Below are 20,571 nucleotides of genomic sequence, written 5' to 3' on the forward strand. Positions count from 1 at the left end.
TTCGTTCTTCTGTTAGTCAGGTCTTACATACGCGGGCTTATCCAATCAGGGTAGGCCCGCGTTGTTATTTTAATTGCTCTGATAAATATCTTTGTAGAGACGACTTTCAAATCTCACCAGAGGGACGCGACGGGCACGCTGGTCTTCTGGCGGCACGGCATAGCCGGATAGGAACTGGACGAATGCCATACGCTGGCCGCTCGCGGTAGTAATGAAGCCTGCCAGATTGTATACGCCCTGCAATGCCCCGGTTTTAGCCGAAACCTTGCCATCCACGCCAGCTTCATGCAGGCCGCCACGATAACGCAGCGTGCCGTCATAGCCGGAAAGCGGAAGCATGGTGATATAATTCAGTTCATTATCGTGCTGTGCGATGTACTGTAAGACCTGCATCATCGTTTCCGGTGAAATCAGGTTATGGCGTGACAGGCCAGAACCATCAACAACAATGCTGTTTCCTAAATCCACACCAGCCTTCTGACGCAGAATCTGTCGCACGGCATCTGCACCCGCGCGCCACGTACCCGGCACGCTAAAACGCTCATGTCCAATAGTACGAAAGACTGTATCGGCGATCATGTTGTCTGATTTTTTCAGCATGATCGTGAGCAGGTCGTGCAGTGGCGCTGATTGTGTCTGAGCCAGTACGCTTCCTGCAGGACCTGGCTGTGTTTGGCGACGAAGGCTGCCTTTAATACGGATATCTGCCTGCTGTAGCTCATCTTTAACGATAGCACCGGCATAGCTGGCCCCATCCTGAATCGCGAACGCCAGAGGAAGCGGCTCTGTGCGCTGAACCAGACATCCCGTTAGCGTAAAGCGGTTCAGTTCCCCGGGAACCACATCCAGTTCGCAGTATTGGGCATCGGTTGAGCCCTTAGCCAGCGTGCGGACTTCGCTGAACATTTGCACCGGATAGTAGGATGCAACGCGGATAAACGCATTATCACCCGCTTTAGGCGCACTGTAGAGTGAGACGGAGAAGCAGTTGCGATCGACAATCGCGGCACCCGGCGGGGCGCTGAAGCACTGTGTCATGTCGTTCCAGGGCCAGCCCGGCGCTTTATCGTGACTGGCGAACACTGAGGTGTCGATCAACACATCTCCTGAGATTTCCTGTATCCCGCGCTTCCTTAATTCCTGCACCATATTCCGTATTTGCTGACGCTTAAGCGTAGGATCGCCGCTAAACCGTACGATGAGGTTACCGTTCAGAATACCGCTGGTAACAGGCCCGTGGCTTTCCATCGTGGTGATGAACCGATAATCTGGCCCCAATTGCAGTAATGCGGCTAATGCGGTTATCACCTTTTGTGTACTGGCTGGGAGCGCCATTTGCTGGCTATTGAAGGCCATACTGGGTGTTGTTGCGCCAACTTTTTGAACCAACAGCGCCAAATTGGCACCGTCTGGTAAATATTGGCGATGATCCTCAACAGAAGCTGCATTGGCATGCAGAGCAAAAGCGCAGGCAAGTCCGGTAACAATCGATGAAAAACGCATAATCTCAGCTAATAACGGGGTAACGTGTGGTCATACTACGGCGCAACAAGGTCTAAAGTAAACGATGACCCTCATTGAACTCTGGGGTAAAATACGTATCAAAATGCAAAACCGCTGCTAGCCTGGAAATTTTGTTCCGGGGCTGGTTGCTTTTGTTTTATGTCCAGTGAGGACTGGCACGTTGCAGAGACTCCGTCGCCTTTGATTTTTAGCGCGTCAGGATGACGATTATTTGAGTCTTACGGACTTTTTTAGAGGTATAGACAATATGAAACAATTTCCGATGACGTTGCGTGGTGCTGAAAAATTGCGCGAAGAGCTCGACCACCTGAAATCTGTGCGTCGACCTGAAATTATTGCGGCGATTGCCGAAGCGCGTGAGCACGGCGATCTGAAAGAGAATGCGGAATATCACGCTGCACGCGAGCAGCAGGGCTTCTGTGAAGGGCGTATTCAAGATATTGAAGCTAAATTATCTAACGCACAGGTTATCGATGTTACGAAGATGACGGCGAACGGGCGTGTTATTTTTGGTTCCACCGTGACGGTGATGAATCTGGATAACGATGAAGAGCAAACTTATCGGATTGTTGGTGATGACGAAGCAGATTTTAAACAGAATCTGATCTCGGTAAATTCGCCCATCGCGCGTGGTCTGATCGGCAAAGAGCAAGATGACGTTGTGGTTATCCGTACGCCGGGCGGCGACGTGGAATATGAGATCCTGAAGGTCGAATATCTGTAAACTTTGCCGTATTGTTGATTAAAACAGCAAAAATTGTAAAGAAAAGAAAAAGGCCGCTTGCGGCCTTTTCTCTAACCGAGAGGCGTGGCACCTTTCCGTTAAAACCGAGTATCCAGAAATAAAAAGTGTTATCGTGGTAACACAATTTTACGTTCTTTCGCAGGACGGTAGAGCACCAACGTATGGCCGATAACCTGAACGTTAGCGGCACCCGTTTCACGAACAATCGCTTCAACAATCAAGGCTTTGGTTTCGCGGTCTTCTGTCGCTACTTTTATCTTGATCAGTTCGTGATGTGCCAATGCTTGTTCGATCTCAGCCAAAACACCTTCGGTGAGACCGTTATTGCCCAGCATGACAACCGGTTTTAGCGGATGTGCCAAGCCTTTCAGGTGTTGTTTTTGTTTATTACTTAGGTTCATTGTCTTTTTTACTTAGGTTGGGATTGAAAACGGGTCATTCTACCGCCATCTCATGATTATAACCAATTTGACTGTTCTGATTGGTAATATGTGAGAAGTTTCTCCCCACCACGAGCGTGTTACTGAGAATAGTTGGAAAATCGATGGCGAATAAAAAGCGTTCTGCAAGTTCCAGTCGCTGGTTGCAGGAACACTTTAGCGATAAATATGTGCAGCAGGCCCAGAAAAAAGGGCTGCGCTCGCGTGCTTGGTTTAAACTTGACGAAATACAGCAGAGCGACAAACTGTTTAAACCCGGTATGACAGTTGTGGATTTAGGCGCTGCGCCGGGCGGCTGGTCACAGTATGTGGTCACGCAAATTGGTGGAAATGGTCGAATTATCGCGTGTGATATTTTGCCGATGGATCCGATTGTTGGCGTCGATTTCCTGCAAGGGGACTTTCGTGATGAACTGGTCCTCAAAGCCTTGCTCGAAAGGGTTGGCGATAGCAAAGTTCAGGTGGTGATGTCTGACATGGCCCCTAACATGAGTGGTACACCAGCCGTTGATATTCCGAAGTCGATGTATCTGGTTGAATTAGCACTTGGTATGTGTCGGGATGTATTAGCACCAGGCGGAAGTTTCCTGGTGAAAGTGTTTCAGGGAGAAGGCTTTGATGAATACCTGCGGGAAATTCGCTCCCTGTTTACGAAAGTGAAAATTCGTAAACCAGACGCCTCACGTGCCCGGTCTCGTGAAGTGTATATTGTAGCGACAGGGCGGAAACTGTAGTACCCTAACGCTGTTTTTTAACACAGTTGTAATATGAGGTTAATCCCTTGAGTGACATGGCGAAAAACCTAATTCTCTGGTTAGTCATCGCAGTGGTGCTGATGTCTGTTTTCCAGAGCTTTGGGCCCAGCGAGTCGAATGGCCGTAGGGTGGATTATTCAACCTTCTTGACTGAAGTGAATCAGGATCAGGTCCGTGAAGCACGTATTAACGGGCGTGAGATCAGTGTTATCAAAAAAGACAGCAACAGATACACGACTTACATTCCTGTCAATGACCCCAAGCTACTGGATAACCTGCTAACGAAGAACGTGAAAGTCGTTGGTGAGCCGCCGGAAGAACCGAGCTTGCTGGCTTCTATCTTTATTTCTTGGTTCCCGATGCTGTTACTGATTGGCGTCTGGATCTTCTTCATGCGTCAAATGCAAGGCGGCGGCGGTAAAGGCGCTATGTCCTTCGGCAAGAGCAAAGCGCGCATGCTGACTGAAGATCAGATCAAGACGACGTTTGCTGATGTAGCGGGTTGTGACGAAGCGAAGGAAGAGGTTAGCGAACTGGTCGAGTACCTGCGCGAACCTAGCCGTTTCCAGAAACTGGGCGGTAAAATTCCAAAAGGCATTCTGATGGTCGGCCCGCCGGGAACCGGTAAAACGTTGCTGGCAAAAGCGATTGCCGGTGAAGCGAAAGTGCCTTTCTTTACGATTTCCGGTTCTGACTTCGTTGAAATGTTTGTCGGTGTCGGTGCTTCTCGTGTCCGTGACATGTTCGAACAGGCGAAGAAAGCCGCACCTTGCATCATCTTTATCGATGAAATCGACGCCGTTGGCCGTCAGCGTGGCGCAGGTCTGGGCGGTGGTCACGATGAACGTGAACAAACGCTGAACCAAATGCTGGTTGAGATGGACGGCTTTGAAGGCAACGAGGGCATTATTGTCATCGCCGCAACTAACCGCCCTGATGTTCTTGACCCTGCGTTGCTGCGTCCAGGTCGTTTTGACCGTCAGGTTGTGGTTGGCCTGCCAGATGTCCGCGGTCGTGAGCAGATTCTGAAAGTTCACATGCGTCGCGTACCGCTGTCTCCAGATATCGATGCGTCAGTGATTGCACGTGGTACGCCAGGCTTCTCTGGTGCGGATTTGGCTAACCTGGTTAACGAAGCCGCATTGTTCTCCGCTCGTGGCAACAAACGCGTTGTTTCGATGGTCGAGTTCGAGAAAGCGAAAGACAAAATCATGATGGGTGCAGAGCGCCGTTCCATGGTTATGACTGAGAAGCAGAAAGAGTCGACGGCGTATCATGAAGCTGGGCATGCGATCATTGGTCGTCTGGTGCCAGAACACGATCCGGTGCATAAAGTGACGATCATTCCGCGCGGTCGTGCGCTAGGTGTGACGTTCTTCCTGCCTGAAGGCGATGCGATCAGCGCCAGCCGTCAGAAGCTGGAAAGTCAGATCTCTACTCTGTACGGTGGTCGACTGGCCGAAGAAATCATTTACGGTTCGGAACATGTATCGACGGGCGCGTCCAACGACATCAAAGTGGCAACGTCGATTGCTCGTAACATGGTGACGCAGTGGGGCTTCTCTGAAAAACTCGGTCCATTGCTCTATGCGGAAGAAGACGGTGAGGTATTCCTCGGTCGTTCCGTGGCAAAAGCCAAGCATATGTCAGATGAAACCGCGCGTATTATCGATCAGGAAGTGAAATCGCTGATTGAACGCAACTATGTGCGTGCTCGCTGAACTGTTGATGGCAAACATGGATATTCTTCACTCAATGAAAGATGCGTTGATGAAGTATGAAACCATTGATGCGCCGCAGATCGATGACCTGATGGGACGTAAGAAAGACGTACGTCCGCCAGCAGGTTGGGAAGAGTCTCGTTCTGACAACGATTCTGGTAACGGCGGTGGTACACCTAAAGCCCCTACTCCAGTGGATGAGCCGCAGACGCCTAATCCTGGTAATACGATGTCTGAGCAAGTGGACGACAAATAATCCGTCTGTGATTCACATCTGTAACCTACGAAACCCCAGCTCAGGCTGGGGTTTTTTACTGGGAGTGTTCTTCGAACCACATTTCATGCTAACTACACCAGAATGCGGAGGTAAATCATGCAACTGGTCGCCAGAGACTCAACGCTGGATCTGTCCTGCCCACACATCATGGGTATTCTTAACGTCACGCCGGACTCTTTTTCCGATGGTGGTAAACACAACAAGCTCGATGCGGCATTACTGCACGTTCAGGAGATGGTTAACGCTGGTGCGACCCTGATTGATATTGGCGGTGAATCGACGCGTCCCGGTGCGGCTGAGGTGAGCACGGAAGAAGAGCTAGACCGTGTGGTACCCGTGGTTGAAGCCATTGCTAAACGCTTTGACGTATGGATCTCGGTCGATACCTCAAAGCCGGAAGTGATGACAGCATCGGCGCAGGCGGGAGCACATCTGATTAATGATATCCGCGCTTTGCAAGAGCCTGGAGCTTTGGAGGCAGCGGCGGCAACAGGTTTGCCAGTATGCCTGATGCACATGCAGGGTATGCCGAGAACCATGCAGCACAAACCGCATTATGATGACCTGATGCAGGACATTGGCGATTTCTTGCAGCAGCAGATTGATCGCTGTGTTAACGCCAATATTCCGAAAAGTAAGCTATTGCTGGATCCTGGGTTCGGATTCGGTAAGAATCTTGCCCATAATTATGCGCTTCTGGCCCGTCTGAGCGAGTTACATCGTTTTGAACTGCCTCTTTTGGTTGGCATGTCGAGGAAATCCATGATTGGACAGATCCTCAATGTGCCGCCTGCGCAGCGAGTTCACGGCAGCATTGCCTGCGCAGTGATTGCGGCGATGCAGGGAGCACAGATTATTCGCGTGCACGATGTTAAAGAAACGGCTGATGCCATGCGCATTGTTGAGGCCACCCTTTCTGCGAAGGAATAAAAACGAGATGAGTAACCGCAAATATTTTGGTACCGATGGTGTACGTGGCAAGGTTGGTGATACGCCGATTACCCCTGATTTTGTGCTTAAACTGGGTTGGGCCGCTGGAAAAGTTCTCGCGCGACATGGTTCTCGTAAGATTATCATCGGCAAAGATACGCGTATTTCTGGCTATATGTTGGAATCTGCGCTGGAAGCCGGGCTGGCAGCTGCGGGTTTGTCAGCTTCTTTTACCGGTCCAATGCCGACGCCTGCGGTTGCTTATTTGACCCGTACGTTCCGCGCTGAAGCGGGTATCGTGATTTCTGCTTCTCACAACCCGTATTACGACAACGGTATTAAATTCTTCTCAATTGACGGCACTAAGCTGCCGGATGACGTAGAAGAAGCGATCGAGGCTGAGCTGGAAAAACCGCTGACATGTGTTGAGTCTGCTGAATTAGGCAAAGCCAGCCGCATTGTTGACGCTGCCGGACGCTACATCGAATTTTGTAAGGGGACGTTCCCAAGTGAACTGAGCCTTAACGGTTTAAAGATCGTCGTCGATTGCGCCAATGGTGCTACCTATCATATCGCCCCTAGCGTATTGCGCGAGCTTGGCGCTAAAGTCATCGCGATTGGCTGTGAGCCTGATGGGATGAACATCAATGAAGAATGCGGGGCGACGGACGTCAGACAGCTACAGGCGCGCGTACTGGCTGAGAAAGCGGACGTTGGGCTGGCGTTTGACGGCGATGGCGATCGGCTCATCATGGTCGACCATTTAGGCAACAAGGTTGATGGCGATCAGATCCTGTATATCATCGCCCGTGAAGGTCTACGCCAAGGGCAACTGCGTGGTGGCGCGGTGGGCACGCTGATGAGTAACATGGGGCTTGAGGTGGCGTTAAAGCAGCTGGGTATCCCGTTCGCTCGTGCCAAAGTAGGTGACCGCTATGTATTAGAAATGATGCAGGCAAAAGGGTGGCGCATCGGGGCAGAAAACTCCGGTCATGTGATCCTGCTGGACAAAACCACGACGGGCGACGGTGTGATTGCCGGTTTGCAAGTCCTTACCGCGATAGTGAAAAACCATATGAGCCTGCATGATTTATGCAGCGGTATGAAGCTGTTTCCACAGATTCTGGTCAATGTGCGGTTTACGGGTGAACACGATCCGCTGGAAGACAAAAACGTGCAGCAGATTACGCAGGATGTGGAAAAAGAATTGGCCGGACGCGGACGGGTATTGCTGCGTAAATCCGGTACTGAGCCGCTCATCCGCGTTATGGTTGAGGGTGAACACGAAGAGACGGTCATCGCGTCGGCGAATCGTATTGCCGATGCGGTGAAAGCAGCCGGCTGAGGGCGTTTTTGATTCGCCAATCAGGTAGATAAGGCTTTCGATAGGTCTCTTACGTCGAAAGCCGCTGTTTTTTTCTGCAATCAACCTGTGGTGACTAAATTACCCTTGCGTACGCTACATCCTTTGGTTAGTATTCAGACCCGCTTGATAAGGGATGTTCTACATCCTGCTTAGCGGAATGACACGCGGTTTACCGCCAGAATATAGCATCTCCATGAATCATGGGGAAAACGGTTAACGGGTACGACTATGTACGAAGCTCTATTAGTGATTTTCCTGTTAGTATCGATCGGGCTCGTTGCCTTGATCATGCTTCAGCAGGGTAAAGGTGCTGATATGGGAGCGTCGTTCGGAGCAGGTGCTTCTGCCACTTTGTTCGGTTCGAGCGGCTCTGGTAATTTCATGACCCGCATGACGGCGATACTGGCGACCCTGTTCTTCATTATCAGTCTCATTCTGGGCAACTTGAGTTCGCTGCAGAAAAGAGGCGGTGCATGGGATAACCTTAGCCAGCCAGAAAAAGCCGAGCAGACGACAACGCCTGCTGCGCCTTCAACGCCGGCGAGTGACATTCCGAAGTAAGCGTTTTAAAGCAGTAACTGTGATGCCGTGGTGGTGGAATTGGTAGACACGCTACCTTGAGGTGGTAGTGCCCGATTGGGCTTACGGGTTCAAGTCCCGTCCTCGGTACCAACATAAAAAATAGACGTCAATGGACGTCTATTTTTTTGTCTTTAATTTACTGTTTCAGCGCCTTACAGCCGCACCAGCTGCTTGCCAAAGTGTTTGCTGTCTAATAAGTCGATAAAGGCTTGGGGCGCATTCTCTATTCCCTCAATAATGTTCTCTCGATATTTTAACCGCTCTTTCTCCACGGCATTCAATAGCCAGATATTTGCTTCCGCATAGTCTTTGAACCATTCTTTCACAAGAAAAAAGCGGCTTAGCGGGGCATCGGGCAGAGAAGAGAAAAATGCTACCGTGCTGGATGCGTCAACGTCAGGATCCTGATTGTACGGTTGAAATTGCGTCGCAGACCGACAAAAAAAAGCTCTCTTGATGGATATCAAACAGGATGACGCCTTCCAGATAAAGATAGTCGCTAAGCCCCGATACCAGGATGAGAGCAATAATGGGCAGATAACCTTGCCAACGGCTGATGAGTTTCAGTACACCGGAATAGATCGCGGTTATTAACATCGCGATACCAGATATCGCCAAACGGTTAACAACAGGGGATGGCCCGTGTTTTCTCCTCACTTACGTCATAGAATTGCCGTCCTGCGTTTGAAACCACAGACGGCGAATGTGTTATTGCCATACTTTTTTGAGCTGCTGCGCCATTTCAAAAACGATAGTTGCGCCGAGAGACTACCCTCCGAGTACCAGACGAGAGTGGTGAACGATGTCGCCAGCTTCTGAGAGATAAAAAGCGGCAAGCACTTTGATATCGGCGTTATAAGGCTGGTTAATACTGATTTTTCGGGGCATGGAACGCTACGCATTTTTCTACTGAGGGCAGGGGTAACGCGCCATAATTTATCTTATCGTTGGCGGTTAATGGCATCGCGTCTAGCCATACCCAGCGTTCTGGCTGCATATAGTCTGGCCGTTTTTACTGTGGTCGCCGAATAATCCTGCAACTGATGCAATAATATCATTGATCAGAATGTCATAAATAGTAGGGGGGTGTGAGGTATCCATAATGTATCCACGATGATTTTTCTATGAAATAGCGATTTTTAACTTCTGTTGAATATTAATTTGGTGTGATGGTTTGTAGAAAAATTGTTTTCTCTGCTTCTCTACGACGAAGGAATTCTTCCACGACTTGCTCACCATTTTTTTCCCAACGTGGAAATTGATCGGCAGCGGCAGCATAGTCACCTTGGTTAAGCAGTCGTAATAATGTCGACGTCTTCAGGATATTTATTCCCAGATTATAGGTAAATGACGTTAATGCAATAAATTAATTCCCGTGAGATCAACGGTCACATAATGCTGAACAGCAGTTGTTGTCGTTCTTAATTCCTGTCGTAACAATAAGTCTGCTTCAGGGTAATTCCGTTACCAAAATTTTCATTCGACAGTATTAAATGTTCATATCCAATCGTAAATTTTCCTGCTATGTCACGATACTTTGTTAATTTCAGACCTTAAAAATTCTTAATTAACGAGAGGCCCGCTTCATTGAACGTGTCCGGAATATTAGCCGCTTTTCCTCTTGCGTTATTCGGGGGAGAACGAGATTGGTGTATTCATCAATTAACCTCATGATGCTTTCTGGAGGATTCAGCGCAGTCAATTGCATTTCTATATCGACGTGATGCCGGGGATCGAGTTGAATCGCAAGTGTCTTTGGGGTTAACACGTCATCAGCGTCACGTTCAAAAAAAGCTCGAGAGTCCGTTGATATTGATGAGCGATAAATTGATTAGCGGTGGTGGCAGCATGCTGCATACCGCGAGCAATGTCTGCTAGCGTCATTGCCTTTGATGACGTCATGCTATCGTTCTGTGTGAAACGAGGATTTTCCCTTGGGTATTATCACTCTTGTCTGTTTTTATTTTTTACTGTTTTAAATTGGTAGTAAATTTTTTATGAAATAATTACGCCATTATGTGTTATTTTTTAGATGATATTTCACTGCTGAGAGCATTCCTCTTTGGGGCAGTTTTCTGAAATTATTATGTCAGTGTGCGCGAATAAATATGGCTCAGTCTATAAGGTGAACGGCATATGCAAAAATGGCGTGATATAATATCTTTCAAGATAGGCTAAAGTTTCTTAGAGGTCATTTTTAAATATGGCATTTTAAAATAAAAGTAAATAGAGATTGCAAAGTGAATGTTGTTTTGTTGACAAACCCCCTTTTTTCATTCAGGCGTTATCTGTTTGGTTGAATGATTTTATGCACGGTGCCAATATTGTTGGCGTAAAGTAAATTAACAATGTATGGCCTTTCCTCGAGTAGATGAAAAACGCTTTTATTTTATTAAATTGTAATAAAGAAAGTGGAGAGTACAGTTTTTTCCTGGAGGCACTGCATGAGAAATATATTAGTGAAAGGTAGCATGAGGTTCTGTAACTGATTGCGTCAGGGCTTCTAATAAACAAATCATCCGAACATTAAACATCAGTGCAGGAACCGTGAAGTCACATCTGGAGTCGATTTTCAGGCGGCTTAATGTGTGTAACAGAACACAGGCTGCGATCGTACTATTAGAAGAAGAACGAAGATAAGTTCTATCCTATTATATCATTCAGTTATTGTTTGATTTTTAAGCATCAGGGAATCCCCCACAGCGTCACTCTTTTAGCTATTTCTGGCGTCCGTGTCTTTTTGCAACGGTTGGCCCGCTTTGCGGTTTGCGTGACGACACAAAATTTGCTTCCTACAGTGGAATGCCCATCATCGCGATGGTCGCTTCTACGCCCTTTATGATTCTTGACAAAAAAACGTATTACACGTATAAAAATCGCCTTCGAACCAATCCTATAGATGACTTGCATTTATGCAGTTGTCAGCGTAGTATTTGCCACGATTTCGGACGCGGGGTGGAGCAGCTTGGTAGCTCGTCGGGCTCATAACCCGAAGGTCGTCGGTTCAAATCCGGCCCCCGCAACCACTTAACTTCCAGTAAAGTGTTTTTTCAAATACGTTCTTCACTCAATTTCTATCTCTTTTTGCAGTGATTTTTGAAAAAATCCTTCACCGAAAGTTATGCCGCGCTGGTTAGCGGTATTAGGGTCCAGTTGCATAAAGCCCCGATTCTTCGGGGTTTTTTGTTATTTGGCAACAAACAACTGGGCTATTAGGCCCTTTTTTTATGTCTTGGGGGTGGACTTGTCCACATTAGAGCAAAAATTAACAGAGATGATTTCAGCACCCGTTGCCGCATTAGGCTACGAATTGGTTGGGATTGAGTTCATCCGTAGCCGCCAATCGACGCTGCGTATCTATATTGATAGTGAAGATGGGATCACTGTTGATGATTGTGCTGATGTCAGCCACCAGGTCAGTGCGGTATTGGACGTAGAAGATCCAATCACTGTCGCCTATAACCTGGAGGTTTCGTCTCCAGGGCTTGAGCGTCCGTTATTCACGGCAGCACATTATCTGCATTTCGTCGGTGAAGAGGTCACAGTGGTGCTGCGTATGGCAGTCCAGAATCGCCGTAAATGGTTGGGTGTCATCAAAGCTGTTGACGGCGAAATGATCACCATAACAGTGGAAGGCAAAGATGAAGTATTCGCGCTGAGCAACATTCAGAAAGCGAATCTTGTACCCCACTTTTAAAGTTTGGATGAGGCAACTAGGATGAACAAAGAGATTCTGGCTGTTGTTGAAGCAGTTTCCAATGAGAAAGCCCTTCCGCGCGAGAAGATTTTTGAAGCGCTGGAAACCGCACTGGCGACAGCGACCAAGAAAAAATATGAGCAGGAAATTGATGTCCGCGTCAGTATCGATCGCAAAACGGGCGATTTTGATACCTTCCGTCGTTGGTTAGTTGTGAATGAAGTCACTCAGCCAACCCGCGAAATTACGCTTGAAGCGGCGCAGTTTGAAGATCCTGCTCTTGATGTCGGCGGTTACGTTGAAGATCAAATCGAATCCGTAACTTTTGACCGCATTACGACGCAAACGGCAAAACAGGTTATCGTACAGAAAGTGCGTGAAGCAGAACGTGCGATGGTTGTTGATCAGTTCCGTGAGCAAGAAGGCGAGATTATCACCGGTGTCGTGAAGAAGGTGAACCGTGATAATATTTCGCTTGAAGTCAGACCAATCGATGGCTCTAACACCAGTGCAGAAGCGGTAATTGGCCGTGAAGACATGCTGCCTCGTGAAAATTTCCGCCCTGGCGACCGTATTCGTGGCGTGCTGTACTCTGTTCGTCCTGAAGCTCGCGGTGCTCAACTGTTTGTCAGCCGTTCCCGCCCGGAAATGCTGGTTGAACTCTTCCGCATTGAAGTGCCAGAAATCGGTGAAGAAGTTATCGAGATTAAGGCAGCGGCCCGCGATCCGGGTTCACGTGCAAAAATTGCAGTGAAGACGAATGACAAACGTATCGATCCTGTCGGTGCTTGTGTCGGTATGCGCGGTGCACGTGTGCAGGCTGTTTCCAGCGAGCTGGGCGGCGAGCGTATTGATATCATTCTGTGGGATGATAATCCTGCACAGTTTGTCATCAATGCCATGGCACCTGCCGATGTGGTATCGATCGTGGTTGATGAAGATACCTGCACGATGGATATCGCTGTTGAGTCGAGCAATCTGGCTCAGGCGATTGGTCGAAACGGGCAGAACGTACGTTTGGCTTCCCAACTGTTGAAACAGCATCGTTCAGACGATCGTTGGGAACTGAACGTGATGACAGTGGAAGATCTTCAAGCCAAGCATCAGGCTGAAGCACATGCTGCAATCGACGTCTTTACCAAGCACCTTGATATTGATGACGAGTTTGCCACTGTGCTGGTTGAAGAAGGTTTCTCCTCACTTGAAGAACTGGCTTACGTGCCAATCAAGGAACTGTTGGCCATCGAAGGCCTTGATGAAGAAACCGTTGAAGCATTGCGTGAGCGTGCGAAAGCCGCATTAACAACGCTGGCACTGGCACATGAAGAAAGCCTGGGTGACGGTCAACCTGCTGAAGACTTGCTTGGCTTGCCTGGGCTGTCGCGTGAGTTGGCATTCAAGCTTGCTGCGATCGGTGTTTGTACGCTGGAAGATCTTGCTGAACAGGGTGTTGACGACCTGACAGATATTGAAGAGCTCAATGATGAGCAAGCGGGCGAATTGATTATGGCCGCACGTAATATCTGTTGGTTTGGCGACAACAACGAATAACGAACTGTAGCAGGAAAGGAACAGCATGACAGATGTAACCGTAAAATCGCTGGCCGCAGAGATTCAGACTCCGGTCGACCGCCTGATACAGCAGTTTGCTGATGCGGGAATGACCAAGTCTGCATCAGACTCTGTGACCCAGCATGAAAAAGAAACGTTATTGGCGCATCTGAACCGCGATCGCGGTAATGCGCCGAGTAAATTGACGCTGCAACGTAAAACGCGCAGCACGTTAAATGTCCCTAGCACCGGCGGAAAAAGTAAGTCGGTGCAGATCGAAGTCCGCAAGACACGCACTTATGTAAAACGCGATCCGATTGATGCCCAACAGGCTGAAGAGGAAGAGCAGGCACGGCGTGAAGCGGAAGAACAGGCACAACGTGCCGCTGAAGAGCAGGCTAAACGCGAGGCCGATCTGCGCGAAGCTGCTGAGAAAGCGAAGCGTGCTGCCGACGAGCAAGCCAAACGTGAGGCCGCTGAAAAAGCTAAGCGTGATGTAGCGGAAAAAGAAAAAGTGACGAACCAACAAAACGAAAATATGACCAAGCCGGCTCAGTCTGAGAAAGCGAAACGTGAAGCGGAAGCTGCCGAACTTAAGCGTAAAGCAGAAGAAACTGCACGTCTTAAGGTTGAAGAAGAAGCTCGTCGTATTGCTGAAGAAGCTCGCCGTATGGCTGAAGAAAATGCCGGGCGTTGGGAAGCGGAAAGCGCTAAACCAGAAGAATCTGCCGATTATCATGTGACGACCTCTCATCATGCCCGCGAAGCGGAAGATGAAAACGACCGTCAGGTTGAAGGTGAGCGCCGTACCCGTACTCGCGCAGCCAAAGTCACCAAGCAGAAGAAAGGTAATCGCCAGTCTGAGTCCAAGGCTGACCGTGAAGAAGCGCGTGCTGTTACCCGTGGTGGTAAAGGTAAACGTAAGCCAAGTACACTGCAGCAGAGCTTCAATAAGCCTGCTCAGGCAGTGAACCGTGATGTGATCATCGGCGAAACGGTTACCGTTGCTGAACTGGCTAACAAAATGGCGGTTAAAGGCTCTCAGGTCATCAAAACGATGATGAAACTGGGCGCAATGGCAACAATCAACCAGGTCATCGACCAGGAAACCGCGCAACTCGTCGCGGAAGAGATGGGCCATAAAGTCATCCTGCGTCGTGAAAACGAGCTGGAAGAAGCGGTAATGAGCGACCGTGATACGGGTGTTGCAGCGGAATCTCGCGCGCCAGTCGTGACCATCATGGGCCATGTTGACCACGGTAAAACCTCACTGCTTGACTATATTCGTTCAACCAAGGTAGCAGCAGGTGAAGCGGGTGGGATTACCCAGCACATTGGTGCTTACCATGTTGAAACCGACAACGGTATGATCACCTTCCTGGATACGCCGGGACACGCCGCGTTTACCGCAATGCGTGCTCGTGGTGCTCAGGCAACGGATATCGTGGTACTGGTTGTCGCAGCGGATGATGGCGTGATGCCTCAGACCATCGAAGCGATCCAGCATGCGAAAGCGGCTCAGGTTCCGGTGGTTGTTGCAGTAAACAAAATCGATAAACCTGACTCTGATCCAGATCGTGTGAAAACGGAACTGTCTCAGTACGGCATCATGCCGGAAGAGTGGGGCGGCGAATCTCAGTTTGTCCACGTATCCGCTAAAGCAGGTACTGGTATCGACGAACTGCTGGATGCGATTCTGTTGCAGGCCGAAGTTCTGGAACTGAAAGCGGTCCGTAGCGGCATGGCGAACGGTGTCGTGATCGAATCTTTCCTGGATAAAGGTCGTGGCCCAGTTGCAACCGTACTGGTTCGTGAAGGTACGCTGAATAAAGGCGATATCGTTCTGTGCGGCTTCGAATATGGCCGTGTTCGTGCGATGCGTGATGAATTAGGTCGTGAAATTACGTCCGCGGGTCCTTCTATTCCTGTAGAAATTCTCGGTATGTCCGGTGTGCCTGCTGCAGGTGACGAAGCGACGGTTGTTCGTGACGAGAAGAAAGCACGTGAAGTAGCCTTGTATCGTCAGGGTAAATTCCGTGAAGTTAAACTGGCTCGTCAGCAGAAATCTAAACTGGAAAACATGTTTGCCAACATGGACAGAAGGTGAAGTTTCTGAGCTGAACATCGTTCTGAAATCTGACGTTCAGGGTTCTTGTGAAGCGATTTCCGATTCACTGCAGAAACTGTCTACTGACGAAGTGAAAGTGAAGATCGTCGGTTCCGGTGTGGGCGGTATCACAGAAACGGACGCCACGCTGGCAGCGGCATCGAATGCTATTATCCTTGGCTTTAACGTTCGTGCAGATGCATCAGCTCGCCGCGTAGTGGAAGCGGAAAGTCTGGATCTGCGTTATTACTCCGTCATCTATGATTTGATCGACGAAGTGAAACAGGCGATGAGCGGTATGCTGGCGCCGGAATATAAGCAAGAGATCATCGGTCTCGCCGAAGTGCGTGATGTCTTTAAATCACCGAAATTTGGCGCTATCGCCGGTTGTATGGTGACGGAAGGTATCGTTAAGCGTCACAACAAGATCCGTGTACTGCGTGACAACGTGGTGATCTATGAAGGCGAGCTGGAATCTCTGCGCCGCTTCAAAGATGACGTTAACGAAGTCCGTAACGGCATGGAATGTGGTATCGGCGTGAAGAACTACAACGACGTTCGCCCTGGCGATATGATCGAAGTCTTTGAAACGATTGAGATCAAACGTACGATCGCGTAATCCGTTTTCAGCGACGACGTAAGTGATTCGTAAGGGGGGCCTAGTGCCCCCCGATTTTTACTGGAGAATTTATCATGGCAAAAGAATTCAGCCGCACCCAGCGCGTTGCGCAGGAAATGCAAAAAGAAATCGCCATTATCATTCAGCGTGAAGTGAAAGACCCGCGTATCGGCATGGCGACCGTATCCGGTGTAGAAGTGTCTCGCGATCTGGCGTATGCCAAGGTTTTTGTGACCTTCCTGAATGATAACGAACCAGAGCAAGTTCAAACGGCAATCAAAGCACTGCAGGATGCGTCTGGTTTTATCCGTACTCTGGTTGGCAAAGCAATGCGCCTGCGTGTTGTCCCGGCACTGACATTCTCCTACGACAACTCGTTGGTTGAAGGGATGAGAATGTCCAATCTGGTGACCAATGTGGTCAGAAACGATACGGAACGTCGTTCTGTTACGGGCGAAGATCAGGAGGATTAATGAGTCGTCCTCGTCGCCGTGGCCGTGATATACACGGCGTATTGCTATTAGATAAGCCGCAGGGCGTGTCGTCTAATGATGTTTTGCAGAAGGTAAAACGGATTTTTAACGCCAACAGAGCGGGCCATACAGGGGCGTTGGATCCATTAGCCACCGGTATGTTGCCGATTTGCCTTGGGGAAGCGACGAAATTTTCCCAGTATTTGCTGGATTCTGATAAACGCTACCGTGTTATTGCTCGGCTAGGGCAGCGGACTGACACCTCTGATGCCGATGGCAACGTGATTGAAGAGCGTGCGATTGGTTTTTCTGCTACCGATCTGGAGCAGGCGCTGGAAGGCTTTCGTGGTACCACGCAGCAAGTGCCGTCCATGTACTCGGCGCTGAAGTATCAGGGGCGTAAGCTGTATGAGTATGCGCGTCAGGGGCTGACGGTTCCACGTGAAGCGCGTGAAATCACTGTGTACGAACTGCAGTTCATTCGCTGGGAAGGTGATGAGCTAGAGCTGGAGATTCACTGCTCGAAAGGCACGTACATCCGTACCATTATTGACGATCTGGGCGAAAAGCTGGGCTGTGGCGCGCATGTGATTTACCTGCGTCGTTTACAGGTTGCCACCTATCCTACCGAAAGAATGGTGACGCTGGAGCAGCTAGCGGCTTTGGCCGAGCAGGCTCAAACACAAGAGCTCCCACTTTCGCAGAGTCTCGATCCGCTGCTTATGCCGATGGAAAGCCCAGTCATTGATTTTCCTGAGGTGAATTTGACGCCGGTTGTCGCGGGTTATTTGAAGCTGGGGCAAGCGGTTCAGGCAGCGAGTGTGCCCTCGAACGGCATGGTGAGAATCACCGAAGGCGACGAACACAAATTTATCGGAATGGGTGAAATTGATAGCGATGGCCGCGTTGCGCCACGTCGTCTGGTTGTTGAGTTTCCGGTGTAAACCCGCCTGTTGCTGCCTTGCTATCGCAGAACGCTGAGGGTAGAATAGCGCGGCTTGACTATTGGGTGGCTGAATTAGAGATCGGCGCCTGTTTTTTTATCTATAATGTTTGGAGTATTACAATGTCTCTAAGTGTTGAAGCTAAAGCTAAAATCGTAGCAGACTTCGGTCGTGGCACTAACGATAGTGGTTCTACTGAAGTTCAGGTTGCTTTGCTGACTGCGCAGATCAACCATCTGCAAGGCCACTTTTCTGAGCACAAAAAAGATCACCACAGCCGTCGTGGTCTGCTGCGTATGGTTTCTCAGCGTCGTAAGCTGCTGGACTACCTGAAGCGTAAAGATGTAGCACGTTACACCAGTCTGATCGAGCGTCTGGGTCTGCGTCGCTAAGTCTTCTGAGTTTCAGTGGGAAGGGGCCTCTTTTGGCCCCTTTCTTCTAGGAAGCGTTAGCAAAACAGAGTAGTGTATTGTTGTTAATATGATCTTTCATTACAGAGGTTCGCGCGGCTAATGAGAGGCTTTATCTGCATAAGCAAGATAAGGGTTGTCATTAGTCGTGAGGATGTAGTGTAAAGGTCGGGAGTTCACTGGCGCGTTTATCTTGAATACGTGTAGCGCGCCCCAGCTAAGGATATTATTTTGCTGAATCCGATCGTCCGTAAGTTCCAATATGGTCAGCATACCGTCACGTTAGAGACCGGTATGATGGCACGCCAGGCTACCGCCGCTGTGATGGTAAGCATGGATGACACCGCGGTATTCGTTACCGTTGTAGGCGCTAAAAGTGCCAAACCTGGTCAAAGTTTCTTCCCATTAACGGTTAACTATCAGGAGCGTACTTACGCTGCTGGACGTTTCCCTGGTGGTTTCTTCCGCCGTGAAGGCCGTCCAAGCGAAGGTGAAACGCTGACCTCTCGTCTGATTGACCGCCCGATCCGCCCTCTGTTCCCAGAAGGTTTCCTGAATGAAGTTCAGGTGATTGCGACCGTCGTTTCTGTTAACCCACAGGTTAGCCCTGACATCGTTGCCATGATTGGTGCCTCTGCGGCGCTGAGCCTGTCTGGTATTCCGTTCAACGGTCCTATCGGTGTTGCACGCGTCGGTTACCTGAACGATCAGTATGTCCTGAACCCAACGATGGATGAGCTGAAAGAAAGCCGTCTGGATCTGGTGGTTGCAGGTACAGAAGGCGCGGTTCTGATGGTGGAATCCGAAGCTGAGTTGCTGAGCGAAGATCAGATGCTGGGTGCTGTGGTGTTTGGTCACGAGCAACAGCAGATCGTTATCCAGAACATCAACGCTCTGGTTGCTGAAGCAGGCAAACCGAAGTGGGACTGGCATGCACCAGAAGTTAACGTTTCTTTAGAGCAGCGTGTACAGGCTTTGTCTGAAGCACGTCTGGGTGACGCTTACCGCATCACTGAAAAACAAGAGCGTTATGCGCAAGTTGACGTCATCAAAGCTGATGTTGTTGCCGCTCTGCAAGCCGAAGACGAAACGCTGAATGCGGGCGATATCCAGGAAATTCTGGGTAACGTTGAGAAAAATGTCGTACGTAGCCGCGTGTTGGCTGGCGAACCGCGTATCGATGGCCGTGAAAAAGACATGATTCGTGGTCTGGATGTGCGTACTGGCGTACTGCCGCGTACCCACGGTTCTGCACTGTTCACCCGTGGTGAAACGCAGGCGTTGGTAACCGCAACGTTGGGGACTGAGCGTGATGCGCAGAATATTGACGAGCTGACCGGTGAACGTACCGATCGCTTCCTGCTGCACTACAACTTCCCTCCGTACTCTGTTGGTGAAACTGGTATGGTCGGTTCGCCTAAGCGTCGTGAGATCGGTCACGGTCGTCTGGCTAAGCGTGGCGTGTTGGCAGTTATGCCGAAGGCGAACGAATTCCCGTACACCGTGCGTGTGGTGTCTGAAATCACGGAATCCAACGGTTCTTCTTCCATGGCGTCTGTCTGCGGTGCTTCTCTGGCACTGATGGATGCGGGCGTGCCAATCAAATCAGCCGTTGCGGGTATCGCGATGGGTCTGGTGAAAGAAGGCGACAATTTTGTTGTTCTGTCTGACATTCTGGGTGACGAAGACCACCTGGGCGATATGGACTTCAAAGTTGCTGGTAGCCGCGAAGGTATCACCGCGCTGCAGATGGATATCAAGATCGAAGGGATTACCCGTGAGATCATGCAGGTTGCTTTGAATCAGGCCAAAGGTGCACGTTTGCACATTCTGGGCGTGATGGAGCAGGCGATCAGCACGCCACGTGGCGATATCTCTGAATTCGCACCGCGTATTCACACCATCAAGATCAGTACCGATAAGATTAAAGACGTGATCGGTAAAGGTGGTTCTGTGATTCGTGCGCTGACGGAAGAAACGGGCACAACTATTGAAATCGAAGACGATGGTACTGTGAAGATCGCTTCAACCGACGGCGAAAAAGCGAAACACGCGATTCGTCGTATTGAAGAGATCACTGCCGAAATCGAAGTCGGCCGCGTGTATCAGGGTAAAGTTACCCGCATCGTTGATTTTGGTGCTTTCGTCGCTATTGGCGGCGGCAAAGAAGGCCTGGTGCATATTTCTCAGATCGCCGATAAGCGCGTAGAGAAAGTGACTGACTACCTGCAAATGGGTCAGGAAGTGCCGGTCAAGGTTCTGGAAGTTGATCGCCAGGGTCGCGTGCGCTTAAGCATCAAAGAAGCAACTGCGCAAACTCAGGAAGCGGCAGCCCCGTCTTCTGAGGAATAACGACTGTTAGATAACGGTCTTATGGCACCTTGCCTGATTATCATGGCAAGGTGCTGCGTGTATCGTAAGGGAATGGAT

At 49.7% G+C, this 20,571-nt stretch carries 15 protein-coding genes, 2 tRNA genes and 4 pseudogenes; 16 read left to right on the forward strand and 5 right to left on the reverse strand.

Annotation, left to right across the window (positions count from 1 at the left end; all coding sequences use genetic code 11):
- Nucleotides 1-69 precede the first annotated feature (69 nt).
- Complete coding sequence (dacB, locus tag HP572_RS00650; RefSeq protein WP_240584497.1) at nt 70-1,503, reverse strand: serine-type D-Ala-D-Ala carboxypeptidase; 1,434 nt, start codon at nt 1,501-1,503, stop codon at nt 70-72.
- 268 nt (nt 1,504-1,771) lie between these two features.
- Between dacB and greA the strand changes: the two genes are divergently transcribed.
- Nucleotides 1,772-2,248, forward strand: coding sequence for a transcription elongation factor GreA (gene greA, locus HP572_RS00655; protein WP_010283037.1), 477 nt, complete (start codon nt 1,772-1,774; stop codon nt 2,246-2,248).
- A gap of 128 nt (nt 2,249-2,376) precedes the next feature.
- Here greA and yhbY read toward each other — a convergent pair whose 3' ends face one another.
- Entirely contained in the window at nt 2,377-2,670 is a 294-nt protein-coding gene (yhbY, locus tag HP572_RS00660) for a ribosome assembly RNA-binding protein YhbY (protein ID WP_010283039.1), read from the reverse strand.
- 143 nt (nt 2,671-2,813) lie between these two features.
- On the opposite strand from yhbY, the gene rlmE reads away from it, so the two are divergent.
- The 6 genes and pseudogenes from rlmE to HP572_RS00690 all read left to right on the forward strand — a co-directional run bounded on the left by rlmE (nt 2,814) and on the right by HP572_RS00690 (nt 8,430).
- Complete coding sequence (gene rlmE / locus HP572_RS00665) at nt 2,814-3,443, forward strand: 23S rRNA (uridine(2552)-2'-O)-methyltransferase RlmE (protein WP_012773268.1); 630 nt, start codon at nt 2,814-2,816, stop codon at nt 3,441-3,443.
- A gap of 56 nt (nt 3,444-3,499) precedes the next feature.
- Nucleotides 3,500-5,441: pseudogene (ftsH, locus tag HP572_RS00670) on the forward strand (ATP-dependent zinc metalloprotease FtsH).
- Nucleotides 5,442-5,558: 117 nt separating this feature from the next.
- Nucleotides 5,559-6,392, forward strand: a complete 834-nt coding sequence (folP, locus tag HP572_RS00675) for a dihydropteroate synthase (protein WP_039274140.1) — start codon at nt 5,559-5,561, stop codon at nt 6,390-6,392.
- 7 nt (nt 6,393-6,399) lie between these two features.
- Nucleotides 6,400-7,737 (forward strand): phosphoglucosamine mutase, encoded by a 1,338-nt coding sequence (gene glmM / locus HP572_RS00680; protein WP_240584498.1) that lies wholly within the window; start codon nt 6,400-6,402, stop codon nt 7,735-7,737.
- Between the two features lie 249 nt (nt 7,738-7,986).
- Complete coding sequence (secG, locus tag HP572_RS00685; RefSeq protein WP_014914113.1) at nt 7,987-8,319, forward strand: preprotein translocase subunit SecG; 333 nt, start codon at nt 7,987-7,989, stop codon at nt 8,317-8,319.
- A 24-nt stretch (nt 8,320-8,343) separates the two neighbouring features.
- Nucleotides 8,344-8,430, forward strand: a tRNA-Leu gene (locus HP572_RS00690).
- A 62-nt stretch (nt 8,431-8,492) separates the two neighbouring features.
- Here HP572_RS00690 and HP572_RS00695 read toward each other — a convergent pair.
- The 3 genes and pseudogenes from HP572_RS00695 to HP572_RS00705 form a co-directional block, all read right to left on the reverse strand.
- Entirely contained in the window at nt 8,493-8,666 is a 174-nt protein-coding gene (locus tag HP572_RS00695) for a hypothetical protein (protein ID WP_240584499.1), read from the reverse strand.
- A gap of 70 nt (nt 8,667-8,736) precedes the next feature.
- Nucleotides 8,737-8,937, reverse strand: coding sequence for a hypothetical protein (locus tag HP572_RS00700; RefSeq protein WP_240584500.1), 201 nt, complete (start codon nt 8,935-8,937; stop codon nt 8,737-8,739).
- A gap of 559 nt (nt 8,938-9,496) precedes the next feature.
- A pseudogene (locus HP572_RS00705) lies at nt 9,497-9,995 on the reverse strand (lysozyme).
- 847 nt (nt 9,996-10,842) lie between these two features.
- Between HP572_RS00705 and HP572_RS00715 the strand changes: the two are divergent.
- From HP572_RS00715 to pnp, 9 genes and pseudogenes are all read left to right on the forward strand, one after another.
- Nucleotides 10,843-10,980, forward strand: a pseudogene (locus tag HP572_RS00715) (response regulator transcription factor); the annotation flags it as partial.
- 309 nt (nt 10,981-11,289) lie between these two features.
- Nucleotides 11,290-11,366, forward strand: a tRNA-Met gene (locus HP572_RS00720).
- Nucleotides 11,367-11,584: 218 nt separating this feature from the next.
- Nucleotides 11,585-12,037, forward strand: a complete 453-nt coding sequence (gene rimP, locus HP572_RS00725) for a ribosome maturation factor RimP (protein ID WP_010279686.1) — start codon at nt 11,585-11,587, stop codon at nt 12,035-12,037.
- A 21-nt stretch (nt 12,038-12,058) separates the two neighbouring features.
- Entirely contained in the window at nt 12,059-13,588 is a 1,530-nt protein-coding gene (nusA, locus tag HP572_RS00730; protein ID WP_205553618.1) for a transcription termination factor NusA, read from the forward strand.
- Between the two features lie 25 nt (nt 13,589-13,613).
- Nucleotides 13,614-16,314, forward strand: a pseudogene (infB, locus tag HP572_RS00735) (translation initiation factor IF-2).
- Between the two features lie 74 nt (nt 16,315-16,388).
- Nucleotides 16,389-16,787, forward strand: a complete 399-nt coding sequence (gene rbfA / locus HP572_RS00740; protein ID WP_039491232.1) for a 30S ribosome-binding factor RbfA — start codon at nt 16,389-16,391, stop codon at nt 16,785-16,787.
- Nucleotides 16,787-17,731: a tRNA pseudouridine(55) synthase TruB gene (gene truB / locus HP572_RS00745; protein ID WP_240584501.1), complete on the forward strand. Its 945-nt coding sequence runs from the start codon at nt 16,787-16,789 to the stop codon at nt 17,729-17,731. Before rbfA ends, truB begins: the two co-directional genes overlap by 1 nt.
- 122 nt (nt 17,732-17,853) lie before the next feature.
- Entirely contained in the window at nt 17,854-18,123 is a 270-nt protein-coding gene (gene rpsO / locus HP572_RS00750; protein WP_010279698.1) for a 30S ribosomal protein S15, read from the forward strand.
- A gap of 249 nt (nt 18,124-18,372) precedes the next feature.
- Nucleotides 18,373-20,493: a polyribonucleotide nucleotidyltransferase gene (gene pnp / locus HP572_RS00755; RefSeq protein WP_010300014.1), complete on the forward strand. Its 2,121-nt coding sequence runs from the start codon at nt 18,373-18,375 to the stop codon at nt 20,491-20,493.
- Nucleotides 20,494-20,571 lie beyond the last annotated feature (78 nt).

The sequence above is a fragment of the Pectobacterium sp. PL64 genome, from assembly GCF_022477975.1.
Lineage (GTDB): Bacteria > Pseudomonadota > Gammaproteobacteria > Enterobacterales > Enterobacteriaceae > Pectobacterium > Pectobacterium jejuense.